25 protein-coding genes are annotated in these 26,183 nt (G+C 74.0%); 15 read left to right on the top strand and 10 right to left on the bottom strand.

From position 1 onward, the window contains the following. Positions 1-5: 5 nt before the first annotated feature. On the bottom strand, positions 6-1,076 hold the full coding sequence (locus tag AB0O11_RS04580) for a DUF2510 domain-containing protein (protein WP_363381646.1): 1,071 nt from the start codon (positions 1,074-1,076) through the stop codon (positions 6-8). 141 nt (positions 1,077-1,217) lie between these two features. Beyond that, entirely contained in the window at positions 1,218-1,715 is a 498-nt protein-coding gene (locus tag AB0O11_RS04575) for a GNAT family N-acetyltransferase (RefSeq protein ID WP_363381645.1), read from the bottom strand. 86 nt (positions 1,716-1,801) lie between these two features. Between AB0O11_RS04575 and AB0O11_RS04570 the strand changes: the two genes are divergently transcribed. Beyond that, positions 1,802-2,707, top strand: coding sequence for a TIGR01777 family oxidoreductase (locus AB0O11_RS04570; RefSeq protein WP_363381643.1), 906 nt, complete (start codon positions 1,802-1,804; stop codon positions 2,705-2,707). Positions 2,708-3,176: 469 nt separating this feature from the next. Next, positions 3,177-4,508: an FAD-dependent oxidoreductase gene (locus tag AB0O11_RS04565; protein WP_363381641.1), complete on the top strand. Its 1,332-nt coding sequence runs from the start codon at positions 3,177-3,179 to the stop codon at positions 4,506-4,508. A 369-nt stretch (positions 4,509-4,877) separates the two neighbouring features. On the opposite strand, the gene AB0O11_RS04560 is transcribed toward AB0O11_RS04565, so the two are convergent. Next, positions 4,878-6,734, bottom strand: a complete 1,857-nt coding sequence (locus AB0O11_RS04560) for a regulator (RefSeq protein ID WP_363381639.1) — start codon at positions 6,732-6,734, stop codon at positions 4,878-4,880. 368 nt (positions 6,735-7,102) lie between these two features. Between AB0O11_RS04560 and AB0O11_RS04555 the strand changes: the two genes are divergently transcribed. The 7 genes from AB0O11_RS04555 to AB0O11_RS04525 all read left to right on the top strand — a co-directional run bounded on the left by AB0O11_RS04555 (position 7,103) and on the right by AB0O11_RS04525 (position 14,683). Beyond that, positions 7,103-7,864 carry a 3-hydroxybutyrate dehydrogenase gene (locus tag AB0O11_RS04555; protein ID WP_363381637.1) on the top strand — a complete coding sequence of 254 codons (762 nt, stop codon included), beginning with the start codon at positions 7,103-7,105 and terminating at the stop codon, positions 7,862-7,864. A 152-nt stretch (positions 7,865-8,016) separates the two neighbouring features. Further along, complete coding sequence (locus tag AB0O11_RS04550) at positions 8,017-9,399, top strand: MFS transporter (RefSeq protein ID WP_363381635.1); 1,383 nt, start codon at positions 8,017-8,019, stop codon at positions 9,397-9,399. A 67-nt stretch (positions 9,400-9,466) separates the two neighbouring features. Then, the gene (locus AB0O11_RS04545) at positions 9,467-11,377 is read left to right on the top strand and encodes a helix-turn-helix domain-containing protein (RefSeq protein WP_363381633.1); all 1,911 of its coding nucleotides are present in this window, start codon (positions 9,467-9,469) and stop codon (positions 11,375-11,377) included. Between the two features lie 144 nt (positions 11,378-11,521). Next, on the top strand, positions 11,522-12,319 hold the full coding sequence (gene lipB / locus AB0O11_RS04540) for a lipoyl(octanoyl) transferase LipB (RefSeq protein ID WP_363381632.1): 798 nt from the start codon (positions 11,522-11,524) through the stop codon (positions 12,317-12,319). A gap of 169 nt (positions 12,320-12,488) precedes the next feature. After that, positions 12,489-13,442: a lipoyl synthase gene (gene lipA, locus AB0O11_RS04535; protein ID WP_360349931.1), complete on the top strand. Its 954-nt coding sequence runs from the start codon at positions 12,489-12,491 to the stop codon at positions 13,440-13,442. Between the two features lie 174 nt (positions 13,443-13,616). Continuing rightward, entirely contained in the window at positions 13,617-13,820 is a 204-nt protein-coding gene (locus AB0O11_RS04530; RefSeq protein WP_363381630.1) for a hypothetical protein, read from the top strand. Between the two features lie 173 nt (positions 13,821-13,993). Further along, complete coding sequence (locus tag AB0O11_RS04525) at positions 13,994-14,683, top strand: DUF4191 domain-containing protein (protein WP_097238199.1); 690 nt, start codon at positions 13,994-13,996, stop codon at positions 14,681-14,683. A 79-nt stretch (positions 14,684-14,762) separates the two neighbouring features. On the opposite strand, the gene AB0O11_RS04520 is transcribed toward AB0O11_RS04525, so the two are convergent. Further along, on the bottom strand, positions 14,763-15,230 hold the full coding sequence (locus tag AB0O11_RS04520; RefSeq protein ID WP_363381628.1) for an RDD family protein: 468 nt from the start codon (positions 15,228-15,230) through the stop codon (positions 14,763-14,765). Positions 15,231-15,505: 275 nt separating this feature from the next. On the opposite strand from AB0O11_RS04520, the gene glnA reads away from it, so the two are divergent. Next, the gene (gene glnA, locus AB0O11_RS04515) at positions 15,506-16,918 is read left to right on the top strand and encodes a type I glutamate--ammonia ligase (protein WP_363381626.1); all 1,413 of its coding nucleotides are present in this window, start codon (positions 15,506-15,508) and stop codon (positions 16,916-16,918) included. A 125-nt stretch (positions 16,919-17,043) separates the two neighbouring features. Here glnA and AB0O11_RS04510 read toward each other — a convergent pair whose 3' ends face one another. Then, positions 17,044-17,592 carry a phosphatase PAP2 family protein gene (locus AB0O11_RS04510; RefSeq protein ID WP_363381624.1) on the bottom strand — a complete coding sequence of 183 codons (549 nt, stop codon included), beginning with the start codon at positions 17,590-17,592 and terminating at the stop codon, positions 17,044-17,046. Positions 17,593-18,200: 608 nt separating this feature from the next. Between AB0O11_RS04510 and AB0O11_RS04505 the strand changes: the two genes are divergently transcribed. Next, entirely contained in the window at positions 18,201-18,824 is a 624-nt protein-coding gene (locus AB0O11_RS04505; protein ID WP_363381622.1) for an exonuclease, read from the top strand. Here the strand turns inward: AB0O11_RS04505 and AB0O11_RS04500 are convergent. Together AB0O11_RS04500 and AB0O11_RS04495 are read right to left on the bottom strand one after the other, a co-directional pair. Then, the gene (locus AB0O11_RS04500) at positions 18,805-19,902 is read right to left on the bottom strand and encodes a PP2C family protein-serine/threonine phosphatase (protein ID WP_363381620.1); all 1,098 of its coding nucleotides are present in this window, start codon (positions 19,900-19,902) and stop codon (positions 18,805-18,807) included. The genes AB0O11_RS04505 and AB0O11_RS04500 overlap by 20 nt on opposite strands. Before the next feature lie 156 nt (positions 19,903-20,058). After that, entirely contained in the window at positions 20,059-21,300 is a 1,242-nt protein-coding gene (locus AB0O11_RS04495; RefSeq protein WP_363381618.1) for a cytochrome P450, read from the bottom strand. A 176-nt stretch (positions 21,301-21,476) separates the two neighbouring features. Here AB0O11_RS04495 and AB0O11_RS04490 point away from each other — a divergent pair, with 176 nt between their 5' ends. Continuing rightward, positions 21,477-21,833 carry an arsenate reductase family protein gene (locus tag AB0O11_RS04490; RefSeq protein ID WP_363381616.1) on the top strand — a complete coding sequence of 119 codons (357 nt, stop codon included), beginning with the start codon at positions 21,477-21,479 and terminating at the stop codon, positions 21,831-21,833. 23 nt (positions 21,834-21,856) lie between these two features. On the opposite strand, the gene AB0O11_RS04485 is transcribed toward AB0O11_RS04490, so the two are convergent. Then, positions 21,857-22,327, bottom strand: coding sequence for a pyridoxamine 5'-phosphate oxidase family protein (locus AB0O11_RS04485; RefSeq protein WP_363381614.1), 471 nt, complete (start codon positions 22,325-22,327; stop codon positions 21,857-21,859). A gap of 136 nt (positions 22,328-22,463) precedes the next feature. On the opposite strand from AB0O11_RS04485, the gene AB0O11_RS04480 reads away from it, so the two are divergent. Together AB0O11_RS04480 and AB0O11_RS04475 are read left to right on the top strand one after the other, a co-directional pair. Then, positions 22,464-23,012, top strand: a complete 549-nt coding sequence (locus AB0O11_RS04480; protein ID WP_363381612.1) for a DUF1697 domain-containing protein — start codon at positions 22,464-22,466, stop codon at positions 23,010-23,012. Positions 23,013-23,193: 181 nt separating this feature from the next. Next, positions 23,194-23,757, top strand: coding sequence for a DUF1707 and FHA domain-containing protein (locus AB0O11_RS04475; RefSeq protein WP_363381610.1), 564 nt, complete (start codon positions 23,194-23,196; stop codon positions 23,755-23,757). A gap of 63 nt (positions 23,758-23,820) precedes the next feature. Here AB0O11_RS04475 and AB0O11_RS04470 read toward each other — a convergent pair whose 3' ends face one another. Next, entirely contained in the window at positions 23,821-24,783 is a 963-nt protein-coding gene (locus AB0O11_RS04470) for a DUF1152 domain-containing protein (RefSeq protein WP_363381608.1), read from the bottom strand. A gap of 207 nt (positions 24,784-24,990) precedes the next feature. On the opposite strand from AB0O11_RS04470, the gene AB0O11_RS04465 reads away from it, so the two are divergent. Continuing rightward, complete coding sequence (locus AB0O11_RS04465; RefSeq protein WP_363381606.1) at positions 24,991-25,584, top strand: hypothetical protein; 594 nt, start codon at positions 24,991-24,993, stop codon at positions 25,582-25,584. Between the two features lie 52 nt (positions 25,585-25,636). Here the strand turns inward: AB0O11_RS04465 and AB0O11_RS04460 are convergent, their stop codons facing one another. Further along, positions 25,637-26,038: a hypothetical protein gene (locus AB0O11_RS04460; RefSeq protein WP_363381604.1), complete on the bottom strand. Its 402-nt coding sequence runs from the start codon at positions 26,036-26,038 to the stop codon at positions 25,637-25,639. Positions 26,039-26,183: the final 145 nt, after the last annotated feature.

Below are 26,183 nucleotides of genomic sequence, written 5' to 3'. Positions count from 1 at the left end.
GCGTGTCAGGTGCTGCTGCCGGAGGAGCTGTCCTGCTCGATGCCCCTGAGGATCTGGTCCAGCACCGAGACGTCCGGCGCGGCCGGGTTGTCGTCCACGCCGCCCTCCATCACCACGTAGCCACCGCCCTTGGCCGGGAGGGCGACCAGCAGGACGTAGCCCTGGGCGCCGTCCGTGGTGCGGATGTGCCAGCGGGTGGCGTAGCCGCGCACCCCGGCCACGCTGACGTACCCGGAGCCGGAGTCGGTGTGCGAGCTGACCCCGGAGAAGATCTGCCCGGCGTAGACGGGCATCTGGGCGTCGGCGGCCGCCTTGGGCGAGGAGCCCTGGATGGTGTCCTTCTCGACCGAGAACTGGCCGCGGATGCAGGAGCTGCCGTCCGGGCAGGTGTAGCGGCCGGTGCCGAGGTAGACCGTCGAGTGCGGCGGGCTGCTCGACACCTCCCAGCCGTCGAGGACCGGCACGGTGATCGCGTGCTGCGCGTCGGGGACGGTGCTCTTGACCACCGGCAGGGGCTTGGGCACCGTGGGACTGCTGGTGGGCACGGTCGGGCTGGGGCTCGCCGTGGGGCTGCTGCTCTGGGTCCCGGTGACCGTGGGATCCGGGGCCGGGTCCGCCCTCGGGTTCTCGCCGCCGCTGAACGCGATCCCGGCGACGATCCCGCCCACGGCCAGCACCGCGACCGCGATGCCGATGATCAGGCCGGTCTTCTGCTTGGCTGCCGGGGCCGGCGGCGGGTAGCCCGGGTAGCCGTGACCGGGGCCCTGGGCCGGGTAGCCGCCCTGGGCCTGGCCCTTGTAGGCGTCCTGGCCGGGGTAGCCGTATCCGGGTGCCGGGGAGCCGTCCTGGCCCGGGTAGCCGTAGGCCGGGGCCGCGGGGCCGCCAGGGTAGCCGTAGCCGGGCCGTTGGTCGGACGGCTGCCAGGTCTGGGCGGGTGCGTCGGCGAGCCCGCCCGCGACGCCGCCCAGCGGCCGGACCTCGTTGGTCCAGGCGTTGCCGTCCCACCAGCGCTCGTGACCGGGGGTGCCGTCCACACCCGGGACCGGGTACCACCCGGGAGGCGTCGAGTTGCTCACGGGCGTACGGTACCCGGCGCGGAGGCGGTCCGGACAGGGCGGGATCGTCACGACTCCGCACCACCCGGCAGGCGGCCAACCACCTTTTCCGGCAGGCCTGTTCGGACCGCCGGCGGGTGGGCGCGGTGGCCCCGGCGGGGTTCAGTCGGCCAGTGGGCGGGCCATCCAGATGTCGTCCACGTACCGGCCGTCGATCAGGAACTCCTCGGCCAGCGAGCCCTCGACGACGAAGCCGCAGCTCTCGTAGAGCCGGCGGGCCGGGGCGTTCCAGCCGAGCACCCGCAGGCTCATCTTGCGGGCGCCCTCGGCCCGGGCCGCCGCGCAGGCCGCCTCGACCAGCCGGCGGCCGATGCCCTGGCCGCGGACGGTGCCGTCGACGGCCAGGCCCTGGATCTGCCGCACGTGCCGGTTGCACGCCAGCGGGGTGGGCGGGACCTGACGGATGTAGCCGACGATCCGGCCCTCCAGCACGGCCAGCAGGAACTGCTCGGGGGTGTGCCGCTCGTCGAAGACCGAGTCCTCGGCGGGCGGTTCAGGCGAGACGTCGGACAGGAACGACCAGGCCGCGTGGTTGAGGACGGCGAGCTCGCGCTCGTCCTCGCTCCGCGCCGTACGGATGATCAGATCGTCGTCAGGCATGCGGGCCATGCTAACGGGGTGCATGCGAACGTGACGGGCGATCGGGGAACAGCGCAGGAGCACGCGGGAGCTGCGAGGATGGGCGCATGCGCATCGCTGTCACGGGTTCCACGGGATTGATCGGTTCGGCGCTCGTCCGCTCCCTGCTGGCGGACGGCCACGAGGTGGTCCGGCTGGTCCGGCACCGGTCGAGGACGGGCCCACGACCGGACGGCAGCACCGCGATCGGCTGGAACCCGCTGCTCGGCGAGGTCGAGCGGGACGGGCTGGCCGGAGTCCAGGCCGTGGTGCACCTGGCCGGCGCCGGGGTCGGCGACCACCGCTGGACGGACTCCTACAAGCGGGAGATCCGGGAGAGCCGGGTGTACGGCACCGAGACGCTGGCCGTCGCCCTGGCCGAGCTCAAGGAACCGCCGCAGGTCCTCGTGAGCGCCTCCGCGGTCGGCTGGTACGGGCAGACCGGTGACCGGGTGATCGACGAGGACTCCCCGGCCGGCGACGACTTCCTGGCCGAGGTCTGCCGGGAGTGGGAGGACGCCGCCCGGCCGGCCGAGCGGGCCGGGATCCGGGTCGTCCATCCCCGCACCGGGCTGGTGCTGTCCGCGGCCGGCGGGGCGGGCGCACGGCTGTTCCCGCTGTTCAGGCTGGGCCTGGGCGGGCGGCTCGGCAGCGGGCGGCAGTACTGGAGCTTCATCTCGCTGCACGACGAGGTGGCCGCGCTGCGGTTCCTGATCGACCACGACGACCTCTCCGGCGCCTTCAACCTCACCGCGCCGAACCCGGTGACCAACGCCGAGCTGACCACCGCGCTCGGCCGGGCGCTGAGGCGGCCGACGCCGTTCCCGGTGCCGGAGGCGGTGCTCAAGGCGGTGCTGGGCGAGCTGGCGATCGAGGTGGTCGGCAGCCACCGGGTGGTGCCGCGGCGGCTGCTGGACGCGGGCTTCCGCTTCACCCACCCGGACGTGTACTCGGCGGTGCTCGCGGCCATGTGACGGGTGCGCCGGCCGGGGCGGGTGCTGGGCGGCGGTACGGGTGCGCCGGCCGGGGCGGGTGCTGGGCGGCGGGGCGCACGAGGCACCCGCGCGCGCCGGGCGGGTGGGTGTGCGCGCAAGTCGCGCGGAGCCCGTACGTACTCCGACTACGGCATCCGCCCTGGCCAGGGGCATATGCCGGGCGGGGTCCGAGGGGGCCCGAGGAGGGGGCGCACGGGAGCACATGGCGGGCGCGTCGCACGCCCCCGGTGACCGTACGCGCCCGCCGACCCCCGAACCCGGCCGCCACAACGCACTGTCCGTGACCGCGCCCCCGCCTGGCGCCGCACAACCCTCCCCGACCCCTGGATCCGGCCCGATGGGCTTGTCTGATGCTCGCACTGACTGGGCATCACCCTCCACGGACCGTGTCCCGGCACCCCGCTGCCTGCGTCGGCCGGAGCCCCGGGACCAGGGAGGGAGCACGCCAGTGCCCACGTACGACTTCACCCGCCGCGCCCGCCGGCCGTCCGACCCGGACGTCGTCGTGGTCGGCGCCGGACTCGCGGGCCTGGCCGCCGCCCGCGCGCTCACCGGCCACGGCCTCGCCGTTCAGGTCCTGGAGACCACCGACCGGATCGGCGGCCGGATGGCCACCCGCGAGCAGGACGGATTCCGGCTCGACGACGGCAGCCACCTGCTGAACACCGCCTTCCCCGAGCTGCGCCGCGCGCTCGACCTCGACCGCCTCGACCTGCGCCCGCTCGCGCCCGGCGTACTGGTGCACAGTGCCGGCCGCCGCTACCGCGCCGGGGACCCCCAACTGGCCGTCGCCCGGCAGGCCGCCACCCGTGCCCCGCTCGGCAGCCCGCTGGACAAGGCCCGGCTGGCCGGCTGGCTCGGCCGGCTCGCCACCACCCAGGTCGGCCGGCTCCAGACCCGACCGGAGACCACCACCGCCCGCGCGCTGGCCGGGCACGGCCTCGCCCAGCGCACCGTGGACGGCTTCCTTCGCCCACTGCTCAGCGCGCTGCTCTCCGATCCGGCACTCGGCACCAGCAGCCGGGTCGCCGACCTGGTGCTGCGCTCGTACGCGCGCGGGCGGCCCTGTCTGCCCGCCGGCGGGATCGCGGCGGTACCGGCCCAGCTGGCCGCCGCTCTGCCCGCCGACACCGTCCGCACCCGGGTGCAGGTCACCTCGATCGCCGCGGACGGCGTGGAGACCCTCGCACACGGGCGGATCGGTGCCCAGGCCGTCGTCGTCGCGACCGACGCCCGCTCCGCCGCCGAACTGCTGCCCGGGCTGCGGCTGCCGGACTTCCACCCCGTCACGACCTTCTACCACGCGGCCGACGCCGCCCCGCTGGCCGAGGCCGTCCTGCTGCTCGACGGCGACCGGCCGAACGGGCACCCGCCACTGGTCTCGCACTCGCTGGTGCTCAGCGAGCTGCACCCGTCCTACGCCCCGGCCGGCCAGGCGCTGATCGCCACCACCGTGCTCGGGCGCCGCGCCTTCGACGTGGGCGGCCCGGCCGGGCTGGAGCCGGCCGTACGGGCCCGGCTGGCCGAGCTGTACGACCACTCGACGTCGGGCTGGCAGTTCCTCGGCGTGCGGCACGTCCCGGACGCGCTGCCCGCGATGCCGCCGCCGCACAACCCCCGCCGCCCGGTGCGGCTGCTGGCCGGGCTGTACGTCGCCGGAGACCACCGGGACACCAGCACCGTGCAGGGCGCGCTGGTCTCCGGGCGGCGGGCGGCGCAGGCGGTGCTGCGCGACCTCGGCCTCCCTGCCGACGCCCGGGAGGCCGAGGCGGCGGCCTGACGACCCGGGCCCGCCGCCCGGCCCTTCGAGGCACCCGGACACACCAGCGGTCTGCCGGGGTGACAGACCGACGGCGTGCCAGGGTGCCGGGGCACCTGTCCCGACCGGCCATCGGGCCCTGTTCCCGGCCGGCGGCGAGATCGGCTCCGGCAAGCCGCGCGGCGGCCCGCCGCAACGGGCGGGCGCCGCGTGGCCGGTCCCGGTGTCCGTGGGGCTCGGCGCGGGCGCGCCGGCGAGCCGGTGCGCGGCAGCGTGCGGCCGCCGGTGACGGCCGACGCGGAGCAGCCGGAGGTCCGGGCCGCCGGGAGCCGGTGGGCCCGGACCTCCGCACGCCGGGCCCGCGGGCCCGCTCCCCACGCACCCGCCGGGTCAGATCACTCCCGCCTGCCGGGCCGTCTCCTCGAAGGCGCGGGCCACCGGGCTGCCGCGGTAGGGGGTGAGGCGGCGGTGGAAGTCCCGGACGTACTCCAGCGAGCGGGCCGAGCGCATCTCCCCCGCCGCCCGCAGCGCGTCGGTGGCCATGGTGCAGGCCTCGTCGAGGTCCCCCATGCCGAGCCGGGCGGTGGCCAGCACCAGGCGGCAGAAGATCCGGCTGCGGGCGTAGGCGGGCGAGCGCAGCCGCAGCGACTTTTCGGCGTGCTGCGCCGCGGTCCGCCACTGCTGGAGGTCGCGGTAGCAGTGGGCGAACTCGTCGGAGAGCTGAGCCTCGTCGAAGTACCGCGCCCAGGAGGGCAGTTCATCGCCCGTCCGGGCCGCCGCCAGGGAGCGCTCGGCACGCACCAGGGCGGTGGTGCAGGACCGCACGTCGCCCAGCAGGCCGTGCCCGCGCGCCTCGGCGGCGTGCATCAGTGACTGGACGACCGGCGGCACGGCGGTGCCCACGCCCTGCTGGGCGACCCGGGCGAGCTGGACCGCCTCCCGGCCGTGGCCCAGGTGGACGGCCTGCTGGCTCATCGTCACCAGCACGTAGCCGCCGAGCGCCCGGTCTCCGGCGGCCTGGGACAGGCGCAGCGCCTGGACGAAGTAGCGCTGGGCGAGGCCGTGTGCGGCGATGTCGAAGGACGTCCAGCCGGCCAGCCTGGTGAGGTCGGCGACCGCGCCGAACAGGGCCCGGCCGATCTGCTCGCCGTAGCGGCCGCGCAGCATCGGCTCGGCCTCGCTCTCCAGGTAGCGGACCAGCGCCTGGCGGGCGTGGCCGCCGCCGTAGGCGTGGTCCAGCGCGCGGAAGAGGTCGCCGACGGCGCGGATGGCGGCGATGTCGCCGCGGCCGACCCGCAGGGTGGGGCGGGACTCGCGGGCCGGGTCGGTGTACGGCGGCTCGACGGCGACCGGCGGCCGGCGGCTCTGGATCGGCACCCGGCCGATGGTGGGGGCGGTGCCGGTGGTCCCGGCGGTGCTGCGGGCGGTGGGAGCGCCGGCGGCCGGCCCGCGCACCGGGCTCCCGGGGGACGCGCCCGGCGCGCCCGGCGCCGGGGCACCGGTGATGGCCGCGGAGGTGGCGCTGCCGGACGGCGGGCCGGTGGCGGCGTCCGGCCGGGCCAGGGTGGAACCGTCCCGGGCGACCCGCTCGTCGGTGCGGCCGATCAGCCAGTCCCGGCTGGGGACGACCAGGCCGGCCGGGGTGAAGGCGATCCGCCGCAGCTCGGACTGCGGGCCGTTGTCCTTACGCCACATGCTCGCCACGATGTCCACCGCCTCCTGCGGCGTCTCGGCGAACTCCAGGCCTGCGTAGACCGGGGCGCAGGCGTCCAGGCCGAGGTCCTGGGCGGTGAGACGGCGGCCGAGCCGGCGGGTGAAGACCTCGGCGATCAGCGCCGGGGTGGCCCCGCGCGGCTGCTGGCCGCGCAGCCAGCGGGTGACCGAGGTCTTGTCGTAGCGCAGGTCGAGGCCGTGCTCCAGGCCGAGCTGGTCGACCCGGCGGGCGAGGCCCGCGTGCGAGAAGCCGGCCTCCTCGATCAGCGCCGCGAGCTGGCCGTTCTGCGGGGCCGGGCCGGAGTGCCCGCTGCGGGCCGGGGCGGGCGCCGGCGCGACGGGGTTCTCGTGCCGGTCGGGTGTGGCCTGCACCGGCAGCCGAAGGTCGTCGGCGTCCGGGGCGTCGGCGGTCAGCGTCTCGGCGGTCGGGGCGTCGGGGGCGTCCGGAAGGGTCCGGCCGACCGGACCTCGGTGCTGGCCGAGCGGGTCGAGCGGTCCGTACGCCGGGCTGTCGGTTGCGGGCCGTTGGGGCATGTCTGTCAACACCTCTCGGACGTCGCACCGGGCTTCACCAGCACTTCGGCAGCCTGGGGCGGCGCCCCCTGTCGGGAATCGGCGTGAATGTAGCGAGCATTCGGGCGCTATGGGTGGATCTGACCGAGCAATCCACCGAACGGGTGAAGCAACCGCGCCCATTGTGGGGAAGCGGACTCGGGTTGGGTTTGGTCCTCCGGGGCCGAACCGTCGGCCGTTCCGGGGGTCCCTCCGAGGGCCCCTCCGAGGGTCGATCCGCCGTTCGGACCTCGCTCCGGCGTCATGGCGGACAGCACCACAGCCCGGCTGGATGCTGTGGCGGCCCGCCACATGGGAGTGGGGCCGTCGGATTCCTACCGTTCTCGGCCATGGACACCTCTACTGCCCGCCCGCTCGCCGGCCGCACGGCCATGGTCACCGGGGCCGCCTCGGGCATCGGCCGGGCCTGCGCCGAGGCCTTCGCCGGGGCCGGCGCCCGGGTCTACGTCGTCGACCTCGCGGCCGGCCCGGCCGAGGAGCTCGCCGAACGGATCGGCGGCCGCGCGATCGTCGCCGACCTCGGCGACCCCGGGGCCGTGGACGCCCTGCCGGACGACGCCGACATCGTCGTCAACAACGCCGGCCTCCAGCACGTCGCGCCCGTGCACGAGTTCCCGCCGGACCGCTTCACGCTCATCCAGCGCGTCATGGTCGAGGCCCCGTTCCGCATCCTGCGCCGCACCCTGCCGCACATGTACGCGCAGGAGTGGGGGCGGGTCGTCAACATCTCCTCCGTCCACGGCCTGCGCGCCAGCGCCTTCAAGTCCGCGTACGTCACCGCGAAGCACGCGCTGGAGGGCCTGAGCAAGACCGTCGCCCTGGAGGGCGCGCCGCACGGCGTCACCAGCAACTGCATCAACCCGGGCTACGTCCGGACTCCGCTGGTGGAGAAGCAGATCGCCGGCCAGGCGCTCGCCCACGGCATACCCGAGGACGAGGTGGTCGAGCGGATCATGCTCGACCGCACCGCGGTGAAGCGCCTCATCGAACCCGACGAGGTCGCCCAGCTCGCCCTGTGGCTCTGCTCCCCCGCCGCCTCCTACATCACCGGCGCCAGCCTTCCCGTCGACGGCGGCTGGACGGCGCACTGAGCGGAGAGCGCTCCGCGATCCAGCCGCCCCTCTCATAGGGCGGGCGGACACATTCGACCCCGGGACTGCATGGGCCACCCACATAGTCCCGGGGTCGGGTGCTTCCTACCTTGTGGCGACATCGTCTCCCCCTGGTTCTGGAAGTGGTGACCATGAACGCCCCTGCACGTGGTTCGGCGGCGACCAGCTCACTCCCGAGAGTGGTGGCCGCGAGCCTGATCGGCACGACGATCGAGTGGTACGACTACTTCCTGTACGGAACGGCGGCGGCGCTGGTGTTCGGGAAGCTGTTCTTCCCGCACAGCGATCCGCTGACCGGGACGCTGCTGTCCTTCCTCACCTACGCGATCGGGTTCGCGGCGCGGCCGCTCGGGGCGCTGGTGTTCGGCCACTTCGGGGACCGGGTCGGACGCAAGAGGCTGCTGGTGGTGAGCCTGCTGCTGATGGGCGGGTCGACCACGGCGATCGGGCTGCTGCCGACGTACGACTCGATCGGGGTCGCGGCACCGGTCCTGCTGACGGTGCTGCGGCTGGTGCAGGGCTTCGCGCTGGGCGGTGAGTGGGGCGGCGCCGTGCTCCTGGTGTCGGAGCACGGCGACCGGCGGCGGCGGGGGTTCTGGGCGTCCTGGCCGCAGGGCGGGGCGCCGGCCGGGAACCTGCTCGCGGCCGGGGTGCTGTCGCTGATGACGGCGGTGCAGTCGGACGAGGCGTTCCTGGCGTGGGGCTGGCGGGTGCCGTTCCTGCTGTCGGCGGTGCTGGTCGTGGTCGGGATGTGGATCCGGCTCGCGGTGGACGAGTCGCCGCTGTTCAAGCAGGCGCTGGCGGCGCAGCAGCAGCGGCAGAAGGAGCGGCGGACGGCCGAACGGCCGCCGCTGGTGGAGGTGTTGCGGAACCACTGGCGGGAGGTGCTGGTGGCCATGGGCGCGCGGATGGCGGAGAACATCTCGTACTACGTCATGACCACCTTCGTCCTGACCTACGCCGTCACCCACGCCCACTTCTCCAAGCAGACCGCGCTGAACGCCGTCCTGATCGCCTCCGCGATCCAGTTCGCGCTGATCCCGCTGTTCGGCGCACTGTCCGACCGGGTCGGGCGCAAGCCGGTGTACCTGGTGGGCGCGGTCGGGGTGGGCGCCTGGGCCTTCGTCTTCTTCGGCCTGGTCGACACCAGGTCCTTCGGCTCGCTGGTCACCGCCGTGACCGTCGGCCTGGTCTTCCACAGCGCCATGTACGCGCCCCAAGCCGCCTTCTTCTCCGAGCTGTTCGCGACCCGGATGCGGTACTCGGGCGCCTCGATCGGGGCCCAGTTCTCCTCGGTGGCGGCCGGTGCCCCGGCGCCGCTGATCGCCACCGCGCTGCTCAAGGACTACGGCAGCGCCACCCCCATCGCGGTGTACGTCGCCATCGCGGCGGCGATCACCGTGCTGGCGGTGCTCTGCGGCCGGGAGACCAGGGGCCAGGACCTCGCGGAGGTCGCGGAAGGGGACGGGCAGGAGGCGGACGCCGCGGCGGCCGGAAAGCCCGCCGTCGCCTGAGGGCCCAGCCGATACGATCGCGCTTTCTCGGAACCCACGGAACCGACGCCGATTGGCAGCACGCACCATGAACCACCCTCACGAAAGCGCCGCGCCCGCGCTGCGGCGGCTGCTCGACCTGCTCGCCTCCGGCGCCGCCACCGAGGACTTCGCCGACGTGCTGGCCGACGCCCGCCGCCGCGGGGCGTCGGCCGCCGTCCTCGCCGAGATCGACGACGCCACCTGGCAGGCGCTGCGAGTCCATCGCACCCTGCGTCAGCACCGGCGCCGCGAAGCGGAGTTGACCGCACTGTTCGACACCGCCGGGGACCTCGCCGCCTCCCGGGACCTGGACACCGTGCTCCAGGCGATCGTCCGCCGGGCCCGGATGCTGCTCGGCACCGACACCGCCTACCTGACCCTGCCGGACGAGGCCGCCGGCGACACCTACATGCGCGTCACCGACGGCTCGGTCTCCGTCCTGTTCCAGACCCTGCGGCTGAGCCTCGGTGACGGCCTGGGCGGACTGGTCGCGCAGGCCGCCCGCCCCTACGCCACCCCCGACTACCGCACCGACGAGCGCTTCCACCACACCGGCACGATCGACGCGGGCGTGCTGGACGAGGGCCTGGTGGCGATCATCGGGGTACCTCTGCTGCTCGGCGGGCAGGTCATCGGCGTGCTGTTCGCCGCCGACCGCACGCCGCGCGCCTTCTCCCCCGACGAGGTCGCGCTGCTCTGCTCGCTGGCCGCGCACGCCGCGATCGCCCTGGACACCGCCAAGTCCCTGGCCGACACCCGGGCCGCGCTCGCCGAGCTGAACGCCGCCAACGAGCTGGTCCGGGCCCACTCCGCCGCCGTCCAGCGCGCCGAGCAGGCGCACGACCGGCTCACCGACCTGGTGCTGCGCGGCGCCGAGGTCCCGGACGTCGCCGCCGCCGTCGCCGCCCTGCTGGGCGGGGAGATAGCGGTCCTGGACGCCGAGGGCGAGCCGCTGGCCGGACGCTCCACACCCGCCGCCGAACTGGCCGAGGCGGTCGCCGCCTCCCGCGCCGAGGGCCGGTCCGTACGGCACGGCGAGCAGTGGGTCTGCGCGGTGCTGGCCGGGCACGACGCGCTCGGCACCATGGTGCTGCGCGGCCGGCCCGACCTCGACGACCCCGACCGGCGGCTGTTCGAGCGGGCCAGTGTGGTCACCGCGCTGCTCCTGCTGCTGCGCCGCTCGGTCGCCGAGACCGAGAACCGGGTCCGCGGCGAACTGCTCACCGACCTGCTGACCGCCCCCGAGCGCGACCCGGCCGGGCTCACCGCGCGCGGCCGCCGGCTCGGCGTCGACCTCGCCCGGCCGCACCTGGTGCTGGTCGCGGAACCGGCCGACGGGAAGGGAGACGACCGGGGCCGGCTGGCCGGCGCGGCCCGGCGCTACCTGTTCGGCTCGCGGGGCGTCAGCGCCGAGCACGCCGAGGCAGTGGTGCTGCTGGTACCCGTCGAGACCGGCAGCACCGACGACCCCGAGGGGACCGCCCGGCAGGCCGCCGAGCGGCTGGCCCGGCTGGCCGGGTTCCCGGTCACCGTCGGCGCGGGCCGCCCGGCCGCCGGGCCGTCCGCGCTGGCCGCCTCCTACGGCGAGGGCCTGCGCTGCGTCCGGGCGCTGCGGGTGCTCGGCCGCACCGGGGAGGGCGCCTCCGCCCGCGCGCTCGGCTTCCTCGGCGTGCTGCTCGGCGACGGCCACGACGTGGACGGCTTCGTCGGCGCGACGCTCGGCCCGCTGCTGGCGTACGACGCCCGGCGCGGCACCGAGCTGGTCCGCACCCTGCGCGCCTACTTCGACTGCGGCGGCAGCCTGACCCGGGCCAAGGACGAGCTGCACGTCCACGTGAACACCGTGGTCCAGCGGCTGGACCGGGTCGAGGCGCTGCTCGGACGGGACTGGAACCAGCCGGAGCGGTCGCTGGAGCTCCAGCTCGCGCTGCGGTTGCAGCTGCTCGCGCGGAGCTGAGCGGGGCAGCGGTCCGCGGGGAGCCGAGCGGGGCGGCGACGGCTGCTCACGGGCGGCTGCTCACGGGCGGGCTGAAGGGGTTCGGACAGGCTGGGCGTACAGTGGCGAGGTTGGTCTCGAACGCCCGGCAAGGAGTGCAAGACGGTGAGCGAGAACGTGCGTTTTGTTCGCATGGGCATAGGTGAGCGGACCGTGCCCTACCAGGAGGCCTGGGAGGAGCAGCAGCGGCTGCACGCGCTGCGGGTCGCGGACGAGATCCCCGACACCGTCCTGCTCCTGGAGCACCAGTCCGTGTACACCATGGGCAAGCGCACCAACCCCGCCGACCTCCCGCTGGACGGCACCCCGGTGGTCGAGGTCAACCGGGGCGGCGAGATCACCTGGCACGGCCCCGGCCAGCTGGTCGGCTACCCGATCGTCAAGCTGCCCGACCCGATCGACGTCATCGCCTACGTCCGCCGGCTGGAGGAGGCGCTGATCCGCACCGCCGACGAGTTCGGCATCGGGTCCACCCGGGTCGAGGGCCGCAGCGGGGTCTGGGTGCTGGGCGAGTCCATCCCGGACGCCGTGGTGGACCCGGCGCAGGTGGTGGACATCGGCAAGCTGACCCTGCGGATGGGCCTGCCCCTGGGCATCGACCCGCGGCTGGCCGGCCCCGAGTACGCGCCCTCCAACGCCGGTCAGCGCGGGGACGACCGCAAGCTCGCCGCGATCGGCGTGCGGGTCGCCCGCGGGGTGACCATGCACGGCTTCGCGCTCAACTGCGACCCGGACATGACCTGGTTCGACAAGATCGTCCCGTGCGGCATCCGGGACGCGGGCGTCGCCTCGCTCACCGGCGAGCTGAAGCGTGGACTGCCGGTCGCCGAGGCGGCGCCGGTGGTCGAGCGGCACCTGGCGGAGGTCCTGGCCGAACTGCCGGAGCCGGCGCCGAGCCGCTGAACATCGCCGAACCCCTACCCTTTGACGGCCGCCGGAAGTCCCGGCGGCCGCTGGGAATCTACTGACCGGTAGCCGTGTTGCCCTGCGATTGCGGGGCGGCAGCCCCGGCGAAGGCCGTACAACCACGGGCGTACCCTGGGGGTACCCCGTCTAGTTCTAGGAGTCGCACGTGTCCGCTGTCGCGCCCGACGGCAGGAAGCTTCTCCGCCTGGAGGTCCGCAACAGCGAGACCCCCATCGAGCGGAAGCCCGAGTGGATCAAGACCCGCGCGAAGATGGGCCCGGAGTACAACGCCCTCCAGTCGCTGGTGAAGAAGGAGGGGCTGCACACGGTCTGCCAGGAGGCCGGCTGCCCCAACATCTTCGAGTGCTGGGAGGACCGCGAGGCGACCTTCCTCATCGGCGGTGACCAGTGCACCCGCCGCTGCGACTTCTGCCAGATCGACACCGGCAAGCCCGCCGAGTTCGACCGCGACGAGCCGCGCCGGGTCGCCGAGTCCATCGTCACCATGGACCTCAACTACGCCACCATCACCGGCGTCGCCCGCGACGATCTGGAGGACGGCGGCGCCTGGCTGTACGCCGAGACCGTGCGCCAGGTACACGCGATGACCGCCGGCCGCGAGGCCGGCCGCACCGGCGTCGAGCTGCTCATCCCCGACTTCAACGCGGTGCCCGAGCAGCTGGCCGAGGTCTTCTCCTCCCGCCCCGAGGTGCTCGCGCACAACGTCGAGACGGTGCCGCGGATCTTCAAGCGGATCCGCCCGGCGTTCCGCTACGAGCGCTCGCTGGACGTCATCACCCAGGCCCGCGCGGCCGGGCTGGTGACCAAGTCCAACCTGATCCTGGGCATGGGCGAGACCCGCGAGGAGGTCAGCCAGGCGCTGGCCGACCTGGTCGGCGCCGGCTGCGAGCTGATCACCATCACCCAGTACCTGCGCCCCTCGCTGCGCCACCACCCGGTGGAGCGCTGGGTGAAGCCGCAGGAGTTCGTCGAGCTCCAGGAGGAGGCCGAGGAGCTGGGCTTCGCGGGCGTCATGTCGGGCCCGCTGGTGCGGTCCTCGTACCGGGCCGGCCGGCTGTACCGGCAGGCGCTGGAGCGGCGCGAGCAGGCTGCGGTCTGACGGTCCCCCGATCGGTTCAAGCCATGGGAAGGGCGGAGCTTCGGCTCCGCCCTTTTGGCTTCACCACGCTTTGACTGCCTGGTCACGGGCTGGTAACACGGAGTGGGGACTCTGGACGCCTGGTGAGCGTTCGATTCTTCTCAGCCATCTCAGCCAGGAGAGGAGCTGTTCGGCATGCGGATGCGGATCCGGTCGATGGGGGTGGCCCTGCGGTTCGCCGAGAGCGTGCTGCTGGCCCCCGGCCAGCAGCACGCCCGTCGCAACGCGTGGGCGGCGGTGTGCGAGAACCGCCGGTACGCGGCGGACCGCCAGCACGACGACGCGGCGGCGGGAGCGGCGGGGACCGCGGGGCCGGTGAGCCGACCGGTACGGCGCTGAGGCGTCGGCGTCGCTCCGCACGACGGGGATGGGGCGTCGGCGTCGCTCTGCGCGACGGCCGCACGGCCCCGGCGTCGCTGTGCGCGACGGCGTGCGGGCGCACGGGTCACGGTTGGGGCGAACGGGTACCCGGGCTTGGATATCCCGCACCCGTGCCACGTACCATGAGCGTTATGGCGAGGGAAACATCCGAGAACCCCGGACGGCTGAAGCAGATCCGTCTGGCGTACACCATGACCAAGAAGGTCGACACCAAGATCGGCCTGATCATCGCCGGCGTCGGCCTGCTGACCTTCGGCGTGTTCCTCGCCATCGGCTTCGCGATCGAGCACCCTGTCTACCTGGGCATCCTGGGCTTCATCGTGGCCGTGCTGGCCATGGCGATCGTCTTCGGGCGCCGGGCCGAGCGCGCCGCGTTCGGGCAGATGGAGGGGCAGCCGGGCGCCGTCGCGGCGGTGCTGAACAACATCCGGCGCGGCTGGAGCTCCAACACCACCCCGGTCGCGGTCACCCGTAACCAGGACGCGGTCTACCGCGCCGTGGGCCGGGCCGGCATCGCGCTGATCGGCGAGGGCAACCCGAACCGGGTTCGCCAGCTGCTGGCCTCCGAGAAGAAGAAGATGGCCCGCGTGGTCGGCGACGTGCCGGTGCACGACATCGTGGTGGGCAACGGCGAGGGCGAGATCCCGCTGAAGAAGCTCCAGATCCACCTGATGCGCCTGCCCCGCGCCATCACCGCCGCCCAGGTCACCGAGACCAACGACCGCCTGCGCGCGCTGGGCGACCTGCTCTCCAAGGCGCCGATCCCCAAGGGCCCGATGCCGAAGGGCGCCCGGATGCCCAAGGGCGGCCAGGTCCGCTGACCCCCCTCCCCTGACGACACGAGAACGGCCCCGCCGCGGAGCTTCCGCGGCGGGGCCGTTCGGCGTCTCGGGACCGGCGCTAGATCCGGACCTCGACGGTACCGACCGCCTTGTCGTGCAGGCCGCGGGTGTCGCGGTCCCAGACCAGCGGCGGCACCACCAGGCAGAGCAGCAGGGTGCGCAGCAGGACCTGCGGGATGGTCGCGCGGCGGCCGTCCAGGCGGACCACCCGGAGGCCGAACAGCCGCTTGCCGACCGTCGTACCGGTGGTGGACAGCAGCAGGGCCGCGACGACGAAGTACAGCGGGCTGCTCCACAGGTTGGCCTCGGCCTGGTCGCCGCGGGCGATCAGCCCGTACGAGATCAGGGCGACGAGCCAGCCGTCCACGAACAGGGCGCCGATCCGGCGGCCGGGGCCGGCGATCGAGCCGGGGCCCTCCTTGGGCAGCCCGAGGCGCTCGCCGCGATGGCCGAAGTCGGCGCCCATCTTCTCGGCGGCCGCCCGGGGGCCGTCGATCCACGATCCCAACGCTTCTCTGGTGTCCACGAATCCACACTAACCGGGCCGACGGCGTGCGCTGCCACCGGCTCCCCTCCGGCCGGGGCGCCACCCCCGACCGGGTGAATCGCCGTTCCGGGGGCTTTCCAAGTGGTCCAGACCACTTGCGGAAGAGTGCCCAGCCCGGCGGGGCGATTTGTACCGCCCCGTACGTCTTTGCCACCCGTCCGGCGGTCGTGGTTAACATCTAGGAAACGAGCGGGTCACCGACTGGAAACGACCCATTCCTATGGTGAGCCCAATTCGCACGCCGAGGAGGATGGATGTTCAACAACGCCGCCGAAGTGAAGCAGTTCATCCAGGACAACGACGTGAAGTTCGTCGACGTCCGTTTCTGCGACCTGCCGGGCGTCTTGCAGCACTTCTCCGTACCTGCGGCGACCTTCGATCCGTCCGAGATCCTGATGTTCGACGGCTCGTCGATCCGCGGCTTCCAGGCCATCCACGAGTCCGACATGGCCCTCGTGCCGGACCTCGCCACGGCCCGCCTCGACCCGTTCCGGGCCGAGAAGCACCTCAACATCAACTTCTTCATCCAGGACCCGGTCACCGGCGAGGCGTACAGCCGCGACCCGCGCAACGTCGCCAGGAAGGCCGAGGCCTACCTCGCCTCCTCCGGCATCGCCGACACCGCGTTCTTCGGGCCCGAGGCCGAGTTCTACGTCTTCGACTCGGTCCGCTTCGAGACCAGCGCCAACGCGTCCTTCTACCACATCGACTCGGAGGCCGGCGCCTGGAACACCGGCGCCGCCGAGGGCGACGTGCGCGGCTACAAGGTCAAGTACAAGGGCGGGTACTTCCCCGTCCCGCCGGTCGACCACTTCGCCGACCTGCGCGCCGAGATGTCGCTGGAGCTCGCCAAGGCCGGGCTGGAGGTCGAGCGCCAGCACCACGAGGTCGGCACCGCCGGCCAGGCCGAGATCAACTACAGGTTCAACACCCTGCTGCACGCCGCCGACGACCTGATGCTGTTCAAGTACATCATCAAGAACGTCGCCTGGCGCAACGGCAAGACCGCCACCTTCATGCCCAAGCCGATCTTCGGCGACAACGGCTCGGGCATGCACGTCCACCAGTCCCTGTGGAGCGAGGGCACGCCGCTCTTCTACGACGAGCAGGGCTACGCCGGGCTCTCCGACACCGCCCGCTACTACATCGGCGGCCTGCTGCGGCACGCCCCCTCGCTGCTGGCCTTCACCAACCCCTCGGTGAACTCCTACCACCGCCTGGTGCCGGGCTTCGAGGCGCCGGTCAACCTGGTCTACTCGCAGCGCAACCGCTCCGCCGCGATCCGCATCCCGATCACCGGCTCCAACGCCAAGGCCAAGCGCATCGAGTTCCGCGCCCCCGACCCGGCCTCCAACCCCTACCTGGCCTTCTCCGCCATGCTGATGGCCGGCCTCGACGGCATCCGCAACAAGATCGAGCCGCTGGAGCCGGTCGACAAGGACCTCTACGAGCTGGCCCCCGAGGAACACGCCAACGTCCCCCAGGTGCCCTCCTCCCTCCCCGCCGTCCTGGAGGCCCTGGAAGCCGACCACGAGTACCTCCTCGCCGGCAACGTCTTCACCTCGGACCTCATCGAGACCTGGATCGACTACAAGCGCACCAACGAGATCGCCCCGATCGCCCTCCGCCCCCACCCGCACGAGTTCGAGCTGTACTACGACCTCTAGAAACCCCCGCTGACCTGCGGGAACGGCAGGGGCCGGTGCCGGGCGGTGCCGGTCCCTGCCGGGTTGCGGGGAGCGGCCGCGCGCGGGGTTCCGGGCGGTCTCGGCCGGGCCGGTGCGCGGCCCGCTCACGCCAGGAGGCTCTGCGGCACGGTCCGGACGACGGCCAGGGAGGCCACCGCGGCCGCGAAGCCGAGCAGCGCGCCGGCCGCGATGTCGCCCGGGTAGTGCACCCCGGTGTGGACCCGGGAGTAGCCGACCGCCACCGCCAGCGCGCCGAGCGGCACCGCCAGCGGCGGCAGCAGCACGCCGACCGCGGTGGCGAAGGCCGTCGCCGAGGCCGTGTGCCCGGACGGGAAGGAGGCCGATTCCGGCATCGGCACCTGCCGGCCCACGACCACCCTGGCCTCCACCCGGTCGGGCCGGGGCCGGTGGACCAGCTGCTTGCCGACCAGGTTCGCCGCCACCGAGGCCAGCGCCACCGCGCCGACCCCGGCCACCGCCGCCCGCCGGGGGCGGCCGGGCCGCAGGGCGAGGAGCGCGGCGACGGACAGCGAGATCTTCGAGCGGTCGGCGGCCCGGGACAGCCGGCGCAGCGCGGAGTCCAGCGCCGGGGTGGGGGTGGCGGCGACGGCCGCGTAGACGGCCCGGTCGATCGCCCGCAGGTCGGTGAGCACGGCTCCGGCGGCCGAGGGCGGGGCCGCCGGGCCGGGCGGGGGTCAGGACCGGCGGCCGTCGCCGGGGCACGGCAGTCGCCCGCATCGGCGGCTCCGGGCGGGCCCGGCGCAGCGCAGCGCGGGCGAGCGCCAACGCGGCGCCCCAGACCAGGACGAGGACCAGGGCCGTCAGCCACAGCCTGTGGTGGGCGAAGAGCACCAGCACCGCGGCCGGCGCCGCGATCGCGACGAGCAGCCCGAACACCCGGACCGCGCCCCGGTGGGCCAGGAACCACCAGACGCCGACGGCCGACACGACCAGTCCGAACAGCCCCGCCGCGAGCACCAGCAGCCCGCCCTCCCCCAGCGCGAACAGCAGCACCCCCACGGCCCCCGCCGCCGCCGACAGGGCGCAGCGCGCGAGCAGCCGCGCTCCGGCTCCCCCGTCGGTGCCCGATGTCCGTGTTCCGTCGATCTCGTCCTCCCGCACCACGCCCTCGGGGCCCGGCCGGGCCCGGTGCCGTTGCCAGCAGCCTGCGCACTCCCGCATCCGACGGCATTCCGACGGGGCCGTCCGAGTGGCGGCTGACCCGGGGAAAAGCGGTTGCCGGGCCGGGTTGGATGGGTGCATGGCACACAAGGTGAAGGTCACGCCGACGGTGTACGTGTCGGTGGACGTGGAGGCGGACGGCCCGATCCCGGGGCCGTACTCGATGGTGAGCTTCGGGGCGGTGGTGGCCGGGTGGCACGACGGGGAGGGGTTCCGGCGGGCGGGCGCGGGTGCGGCGGCGTTCTACCGGGAGTTGCGGCCGATCAGCGCGCAGTACGACCCGGAGGCGCTGGCGGTGTCGGGGCTGGACCGGGCGGCGCTGGAGGCCGGCGGGACCGATCCCGAGGCGGCGATGCGGGAGTTCGGCCGCTGGGTGGAGCGGGCGCGGAGCGGGCCGGGCGGGCAGCGGTACCGGCCGGTGATGGTGGGCTACCCCGCCGTGTACGACTGGCAGTTCCTCTACTGGTACCTGGTGCGGTTCACCGGCTCCAGCCCGTTCGGACACTCCGGCTGCCTGGACCTGAAGACGCTGTACGCGGCGCGGGCCGGGGTGCCGTTCGCCGGGATCGGGAAGCGGTCGATGCCGCCGGAGCTGCTGCCGGACCTGCCGCACACGCACCATTCGCTCGACGACGCCCGGGAGCAGGCGGAGCTGTTCGCGAACCTGTGGGAGTGGGGCGGGGCTACGGGACGTCCGGTGTGAGGGCGAGGACGGCGAGGTCGTCGGCGAGCAGGCCGGCGTACCGGTGGACGTCCTGGGCCAGGAAGGAGACCACCCGGTCGGGGGCGGTGGTGCCGAGGGCGGCGAGCCGGGGGGCCAGCGGGTAGAAGGCGCCGGTGGTGTCGCGGGCCTCGCTGACGCCGTCGGTGTAGAGCAGGACGGTGTGGCCCGGGGGCAGCACGACGGCGATCGCCTTGCTGCGCTCGTCGGCGGGGCCGAGGTGGCCGAGGCCGAGCGGGAGTTCGTCGGCGCAGGACACCGGGGCTATGCCACCGCCGCCGAGGAGCAGCGGGGTGGTGTGGCCGCGGTTGACGATCTCCACGCAGTCCGAACCAGGCCGGTACTGGAGCAGGACGGCGGTGACGAACAGTTCGTCGTCGCCGCGGTCGGCGGCGTCGCGCAGCACCGCGCGGTCCAGCTGGTCGGCGAGTTCGACCAGCCCTGGGGTGTCGTGCGCGGCCGCCCGGAACGCGCCGAGGACGTCGGCGACGGTGCGGACCGCGCCCAGGCCCTTGCCCCGGACGTCGCCGAGCAGCACCCGCACGCCGAAGCGGGTGTCGCACACCTCGTACAGATCGCCGCCGACCAGGACGTCGGCCCGGGCCGGGCGGTAGAGGCCGGCCACCCGCAGCCCGCCGGCCCGCTCGGGCACCGGGCGCAGCACGGTGCGTTGCAGGGTCTCGGCGACCGTACGGGCCTGGAGCAGGTTGCGGTTCTGCCGGGTGCGCTGCCAGGACAGCGCGGTGCCCATGATGCCGGAGAGCAGGGTGGCGATGTAGACCCAGACGTGGTGCTGCTCGTCCACGTGGCCCGCGCGCAGCGCCAGGGCGAGCTGGAGCGCCAGGGAGCCGGCCGTGGTGACGGCGGTCAGCACCGGGCCGTAGCTGAACGCGGCCACCACCGGCAGTGCGGTCAGCAGGAAGCCGGCGGCGACGGCGTGCGGGACGACGGCCTCGGCGACCAGGTCCAGCACCAGCAGGAGCACCGGCAGCCAGGGCACCCACCGCGGCACCTTGGGCTCCAGCGCCGCGGGGCGCGGCGGATGGGGTGCGGTGGGCACGGTGGGACCTCCTGGCAGACGGCCGTTCCGGGCGATCAGCCTGGATTGGCCGGTTTCGTCCCTCCATGTTCTCGCACGGACGGCCCGGTCACGAACAGCCGAACGTCCTGCTCCCCTGGGCCGGAGGAGCCAGTTCCCGGCCCCGGGTACGGAGCGTCAGCGGACGGTCACCGGCAGGGTCTCGTAGCCGCGCAGCACCAGGCGGTCGCGCCGGGTGGGGACGCCGCCGGGGGCGAGCCGGGGGAAGCGGTCCAGCAGGGCGGGCACCGCGACCTCGGCCTCCAGCCGGGCCAGCTGGGAGCCCAGGCAGAAGTGTGTGCCGCCGCCGAAGCTGAGCGGCTGGCTGTCGGTGCGGGTCGGGTCGAACACCTCGGGGCGCTCGTACCGGGCCGGGTCGTGGTTGGCCGAGCCGATCAGCAGGGTCACCGCGCTGCCGGGCGGGATCGGCAGGCCCTCGACGGCCAGGCCCTCCTCCAGCGCGACCCGCCCGGTGGCCTGGACCGGGGAGTCGAAGCGCAGCACCTCGTCGGTGAACCCGGCCGGGGTGACCGCTCCGCTGCGCAGCCCGGCGGCCACCTCGGGGTGGCGGAACAGCAGGGCCAGGCCGTTGCCGAGCAGGTTGGTGGTGGTCTCGAAGCCGGCCACCAGCAGCAGCACCAGGTTGGCCAGCAGCTCCTGGGCGGAGAGCCGCTCGTCGTCCGCGGCGGCGATCCGGGCCAGGTCGCTGACCAGGTCGTCCTGCGGACGGGCCAGGCGCTCGGCGGCCAGCTCGGTGAAGTACCGGGCCAGCTCGTCGGCGGCCTCGTCGGCGGCGGTCAGCTCGTCCAGGTCCTGGATGATCTCCAGCGCGACGGTCAGGTCGGAGGCGAGGTCGCGGAAGCGGTAGCGGTCCTGCTCGGGGACACCGAGCAGCTCGCAGATCACCCCGACCGGCAGCCGGAAGGCGAAGGCGTCCATGAAGTCCACCGGCGATCCGTCGGCGCCCTGCTCGGCCATCCCGTCCAGCAGCCGGGCGACCGCCGTCTCCACGGCCGGGCGCAGCGCGGCGACCCGGCGGGCGGTGAACACCGAGGCGATCAGCGAGCGGACCCGGGGCTGGTCGGGGGCGTTGCGCTGGAGGATCGAGCGGCCGAACAGGGCCAGCGAGGAGTGCACCGCGTACTCGGGGGCCAGACCGGCCATCATCTCGGCGGTCGCGACGCCGAAGGCGGGCGTGCGCAGCACCTTGTTGACCGCCGCGTAGCCGCTCACCACGAACATGCCCTCGCCGGCCGGGGCCACCGGGCCCAGCTCGCGGGCCCTGGCGTACAGCGGGTACGGATCGGTCCTGACCTCCGTGGTCATCAGCTGTTCGATGATCGCCGCGCCGTCCATCCGGCACTCCCCTCCCGAGATCACGCTTCCTGCTCGGTCAACCACCGGTGGGCGCGGCGGAGTTCCCGGACGGATCGGATCGCGTGCCGGGGCGGGGGCGGATCCCGGGCGGCGCCGGATCCCGGGCGGGGGCGGATCCGGTCCGGATCGGGCGCGGCGGGTCCCGGGGCGGGCGGGGACGGCTCGATAGGGTTGCCGGCATGGAGATCTGGATCAACCCGCGGTGCAGCAAGTGCCGGACCGCGCTCGGCGAGCTGGACGACGCCGGGGTCGAGTACACCGTGCGGCGCTACCTGGAGGACCCGCCGACCGCGGCCGAGCTGACCCAGGTGCTGGAGCGCCTGGGCCTGGAGCCGTGGGACATCACCCGCACCGACGAGCAGGCCGCGAAGGACCTGGGGATGAAGGGCTGGCCCCGGGAGGCGGGTGAGCGGGAGCGCTGGATCGCGGCGATGGCCGAGCACCCGATCCTGATCCAGCGCCCGATCATCACCGCGGACGACGGGCACGCCGTCGTGGCCCGCACCCCCGAGGCACTCAAGTCCGTTCTGCCGTAGGGCCGGCGAGCCGCTCGGGCCGGTCAGTGGAGCTGGATCTTCTCCACCGGCCGGCCCGGGTGCCAGTTGTGGACGAGCAGGTGGTCGCCTTCCAGAGCGGTGTGCACCACCTGGTCGAGCTCCAGCCGGAATGCGTGGAACGGGGTGGGCGGCGGCTCGGGCAGATCGGCGGCGAAGGCGGCGAGTTCGGTCTCGTCGGTGATCTCCACCGCCCGGCCGGAGACCTTGGAGTCCCCGCCGGCCATGGTCTCGTCCCCCGGGTGCGCGTGCAGGGCGAAGCGGGCGTCGCGCCGGAGGTCACGCGCCTTGACCGCACCGTACATCGACCCGATCCAGAGGTCGGCACCGACGAAGTCGACCTCCGTCCCGCTCACCCGGGGCGCTCCGTCCTTGCGCAGCGTCGCCAGGACGTGGTGCTTGTTCGCCTCGAACCGGGCCCGGACCAGGGGCGCCAGATCGGGGGCCTCGTGCTCGAAATCCTGCCAGGTAGCCATGGCGCCAGTCTGGCACCCGGCACCGACAACCGCCTTGCGCGGACGGGCGAGCGGGGCGGCCGGGCGGGGCGAACAGGGCGGCCGGGCGGACGAGGAGCACCGGACCGCTGTCGGTGGCCGGTGCCACACTGGCGGGGTGACCACCACGACCACGTACATCGCCTTCCTGCGGGCCATCAACGTCGGCGGCCGGACGGTGAAGATGGAGCGGCTGCGGGCGCTCTTCGCCGAGCTCGGGCTGGGGAACGTCCGCTCCTACATCCAGACCGGCAACGTCTTCTTCACCACCGACGAGCCGGACCGCGCGGCGCTGACCCGGCGGATCGAGGAGCACCTGGACCAGTCGCTCGGGTACCCGGTGCCGGCGCTGCTGCGCACGGTGGACGAGGTGGCCGACCTGCTCGCCGCCGAACCGTTCCGGGGCGTCGAGGTGACGCCGGACGTCCGGCTCGTCGTCGCCTTCCTCTCCGAGCCGCTGCCGGCCGGGCTGACCTTCCCCCACCGCTCGCCGAAGGGCGACGTCGAGGTGCTCGGCGCCGGTCCGGGGGCGGCGTACGTCGTGATCCGCCTCCAGGACGGCAAGTGGGTCACCAAGGACATGTTCGGCAAGGCCTACCGGGGCGCGGTCACCTCCCGGTTCCTGCACACCACGGAGAAGATCCTGGCTGCCGCCCGCAAGGCCTGACGGTCCGTACCGCACTCCGGCACGGGCCGGACGGCACCCCCGGAACGGGCCGGGCCGCACGGCCGGAACGCGCGGAACCGCCCGGCCGGTAAGGGCGTCTGGACTGCCGTGACGTACGAACCCCGAGCCCGCGCACGGCGTGATCTGGACAGCCGGCGCCGGCCGCGCCGACAATTCGGCCATGACGCCTCCTGAGCTCCCCACCGGCGCGGCCGGGCCGACCGGCACGGTCCGGCCCTCCGACGCCGAACGGGAGCAGGCGCTCGGGGTGCTGCGGGACGGCGCGGGCAGCGGGAGGCTCTCGCACGACACCTTCCTCGGACGGATGGACATCGTCCTGCACGCCACCAGCCGCGGCGAGTTGGACGCGGCGGTGGCCGGGCTGCCGACCGGCGGACCGGTCGAGCGCTTCATGCTGCGCACGGTCGGCCGGGTCTCCGCCTTCGGCGACCGGCTGGGCCGGGCCTGGCGCACCGAGCGGCTGCCGGGGCTGAGCCTGCCGCAGGCCGGGGCCGGGCAGTTGACGATCGGCCGGCTCCCCGGCTCGGGGCTGCGGCTGCACGACGCCTCGGTGTCCCGGCACCACGCCGAACTGCGCCACGAACAGGACGGCTGGGTGCTGTACGACCTCGGCTCGACCAACGGCACGCACGTGAACGGGCGCCGGATAGCGGGCGGCGTACGGGTCCGGCCGGGCGACCAGGTGCGGTTCGGGAACCTGGAGTTCCGGCTCGCCGCGTTCTGACCGGATCCGCCGCCGCCCGGCCCGGGTGCCCCGTGTCCCGTGCCCCGCGTCCCGTGTCCCGGGTCAGTGCGGGAACTGCCGGGGCGGCCGCTGGCGGGGCAGCTCGTTCTGGAACTCCGCTATGACGGTGGCGATCTGGCGGGTCATCACGGTGTGCTCCAGCCGGTCCAGGTACCGGTGCTCGGCGGCCAGCGCATCGACCGTGACACCGAAGTAGAGCGCCATCAGCGGATTGACGAAGAGCTGCTCGCCCTTGGTCCGCTCGGTGAAGCGGACGTCGCCGAACTCGCCGCGCAGCGCCGCCGCCACCGAGCCGTTCACGATGCTGGGGTGTTCCGGGAAGGCGGCCCGGGCGTGCTCGACGGCGTCCAGGTAGAGCACCCCTTCCCGGCTGTCGCGTGGGATGGAGAAGGCCCCGAGGTAGCCTCCGGCCCGGTCGAGCGCGGCGAGGTTCTCCAGCACCAGGGAGTGGTTGACGCCGTGGTGGGCGTCGATGCCGAAGCCGAGGCAGGCGACCAGCCGCTCGGGCACCTCGGACAGGCCGGCCACCGCGCCCAGGCTCGCCATGTCCTCCTCCGGGGTTCCGAGCCCGACCTCGTCGCCGCGCATCAGGATGTCGGTGCCGCCGTCCACCAGCAGGATCGCGTCCACGCCCAGGCGGCCGACCAGCGCACGGTAGGCCTCGCGCAGCGGCTGCACGCCGACCGTCGGGAAGGCCCACACGGTGTCGGGCATCCCGTGCCGGTTCAGCCAGCGGGCCAGGGTGCGCTCCGGGAAGTAGCCCTCGGGGGCGGCGGTGTCCGGTCCGATCCGGGCCACGTCGGGCTCCGCCCAGACGTCGAGGGGCAGGCCGTAGAGGTGGGAGAAGGAGAGGTTGGCCAGGTGCACCTCCTTGCCCGCGGCCCGCAGTGCGAGGGCGATCGGCAGCCCGGCGTACACGTCGAAGCCGCCGCCGGCCCCGGCGACCAGGATGCGCTCGGCGGCCAGCAGCCGGGTGATCAGCGGTGGTTGCAGCAGAGAAGTCACCGGCGGACGGTAGCACCGGGCGGGCCGGCCCCCGCTGACCGCTGCCACTCCCGCTGCTCCGCCCGGCCGGGGCCTTGGGAACGGGCCCCGGCAACCGGACACAACAGCCGGAGGACAGCCCAGCAGGGCGTCAGTCAGTGGCAGAGCCACGACCACCGGGAACCCGTTAGCAGTATCGGTGTCAGTGGCGGGTGCGAGGATGCGGGCATGACCGAGGAGACGGTTCCCACCCCCGACGTGCTGCGCGAAGCCCAGGAGCATGCCCGCGAGTTGATTCGGTGCGGCTTCCAGGAGCCGGACGAGATAGCCGGGTCCCTGGTCGAGGTCCTCGACGGCCAGGGGCTGACGCAGGAGGAGGCGGAGCGGATCGTCGCTCCGCTGTGGACCGAGCGGCTGGCCGAGCAGGCGGCCTGGCCGGCGACCACCGACGTGGACCGGCTGGCGGACGCCTTCGACGCGCTGGAGGACCAGGGCATCGTCGCGGCGATGGACTTCACCTGCTGCGCGGGCTGCGGCTACGCGGAGATCGGCGGCGAGGCCGGGGAGGATTCGGTCGGCTTCGTCTTCTTCCACCAGCAGGACACCGAGGCGGCGGCTGCCGGGCGGGGGCTGATGCTGCGCTACGGAGGGTTCCGCGCCGGGGAGGAGTCGGCGGAGGTCTCGGAGAGCCGGACGGCGGAGGTCGGGCGGGCGGTGGTCGCCGCGCTGGAGGCGGTCGGGCTTGCGGCGGAGTGGGACGGCTCGCCGCACACGGCGATCCGGGTCGCCCCGTTGGAGTGGCTCAACCGCCTGCCGGAGTAGGCGCCGGGGAGCGCGTCCTCACTGTCGGGGCCGCCGGGGGCGCCGGGGACGGTCAGTCCCGCTCGACGTGCGCCTCGACGTAGTGGCGCTTCTTCTCCGTCTCGCGCAGGGTGACCCTGACGCCGCCGACGGAGGTTTCGGAGTTCTTGGTGAGGGTCTTCTTGCTGTCGCCGATGGTCACCTCGGCCGAGTTGTCGGTGATGTGGCCGACGGTCATGTTCATCGCCTTGTCGCCGCCGAAGACCTTGACGGTCTTGGAGTCGTCGTCACCGTCGGTCGTGACGGTGACGGTGCACTTGTGGTCGTCCAGGCAGAGTGCCACGGTGCCCTCGCAAGCGGTCAGTCCGGCGCCGAGCATCAGGACGGCGCCGGCGGCGAGGAGCGCCGGTCCGTGCCGGAAGCGTGTCCGGAGGCGGGTGCGGTGCGGGTTGGGGGTGCTGCGCGCTGTGGTCATGCCGTCGACGGTAGTGCGGCCGGAACGGCCCGTCATCAACCGCCGGCGTGACGCCTCCCCTGGTACGGCCCGGAGCGGCCCGGGCGGCCCGACCCTGAGGGCGATGGGTCGAATCCCCTAGGGGATGTGACCAGTTGACTGTCCG

Source organism: Kitasatospora sp. NPDC093102 (assembly GCF_040683915.1).
Classification (GTDB): domain Bacteria; phylum Actinomycetota; class Actinomycetes; order Streptomycetales; family Streptomycetaceae; genus Kitasatospora.
This window is presented reverse-complemented; position numbering and strand designations above follow the sequence as displayed.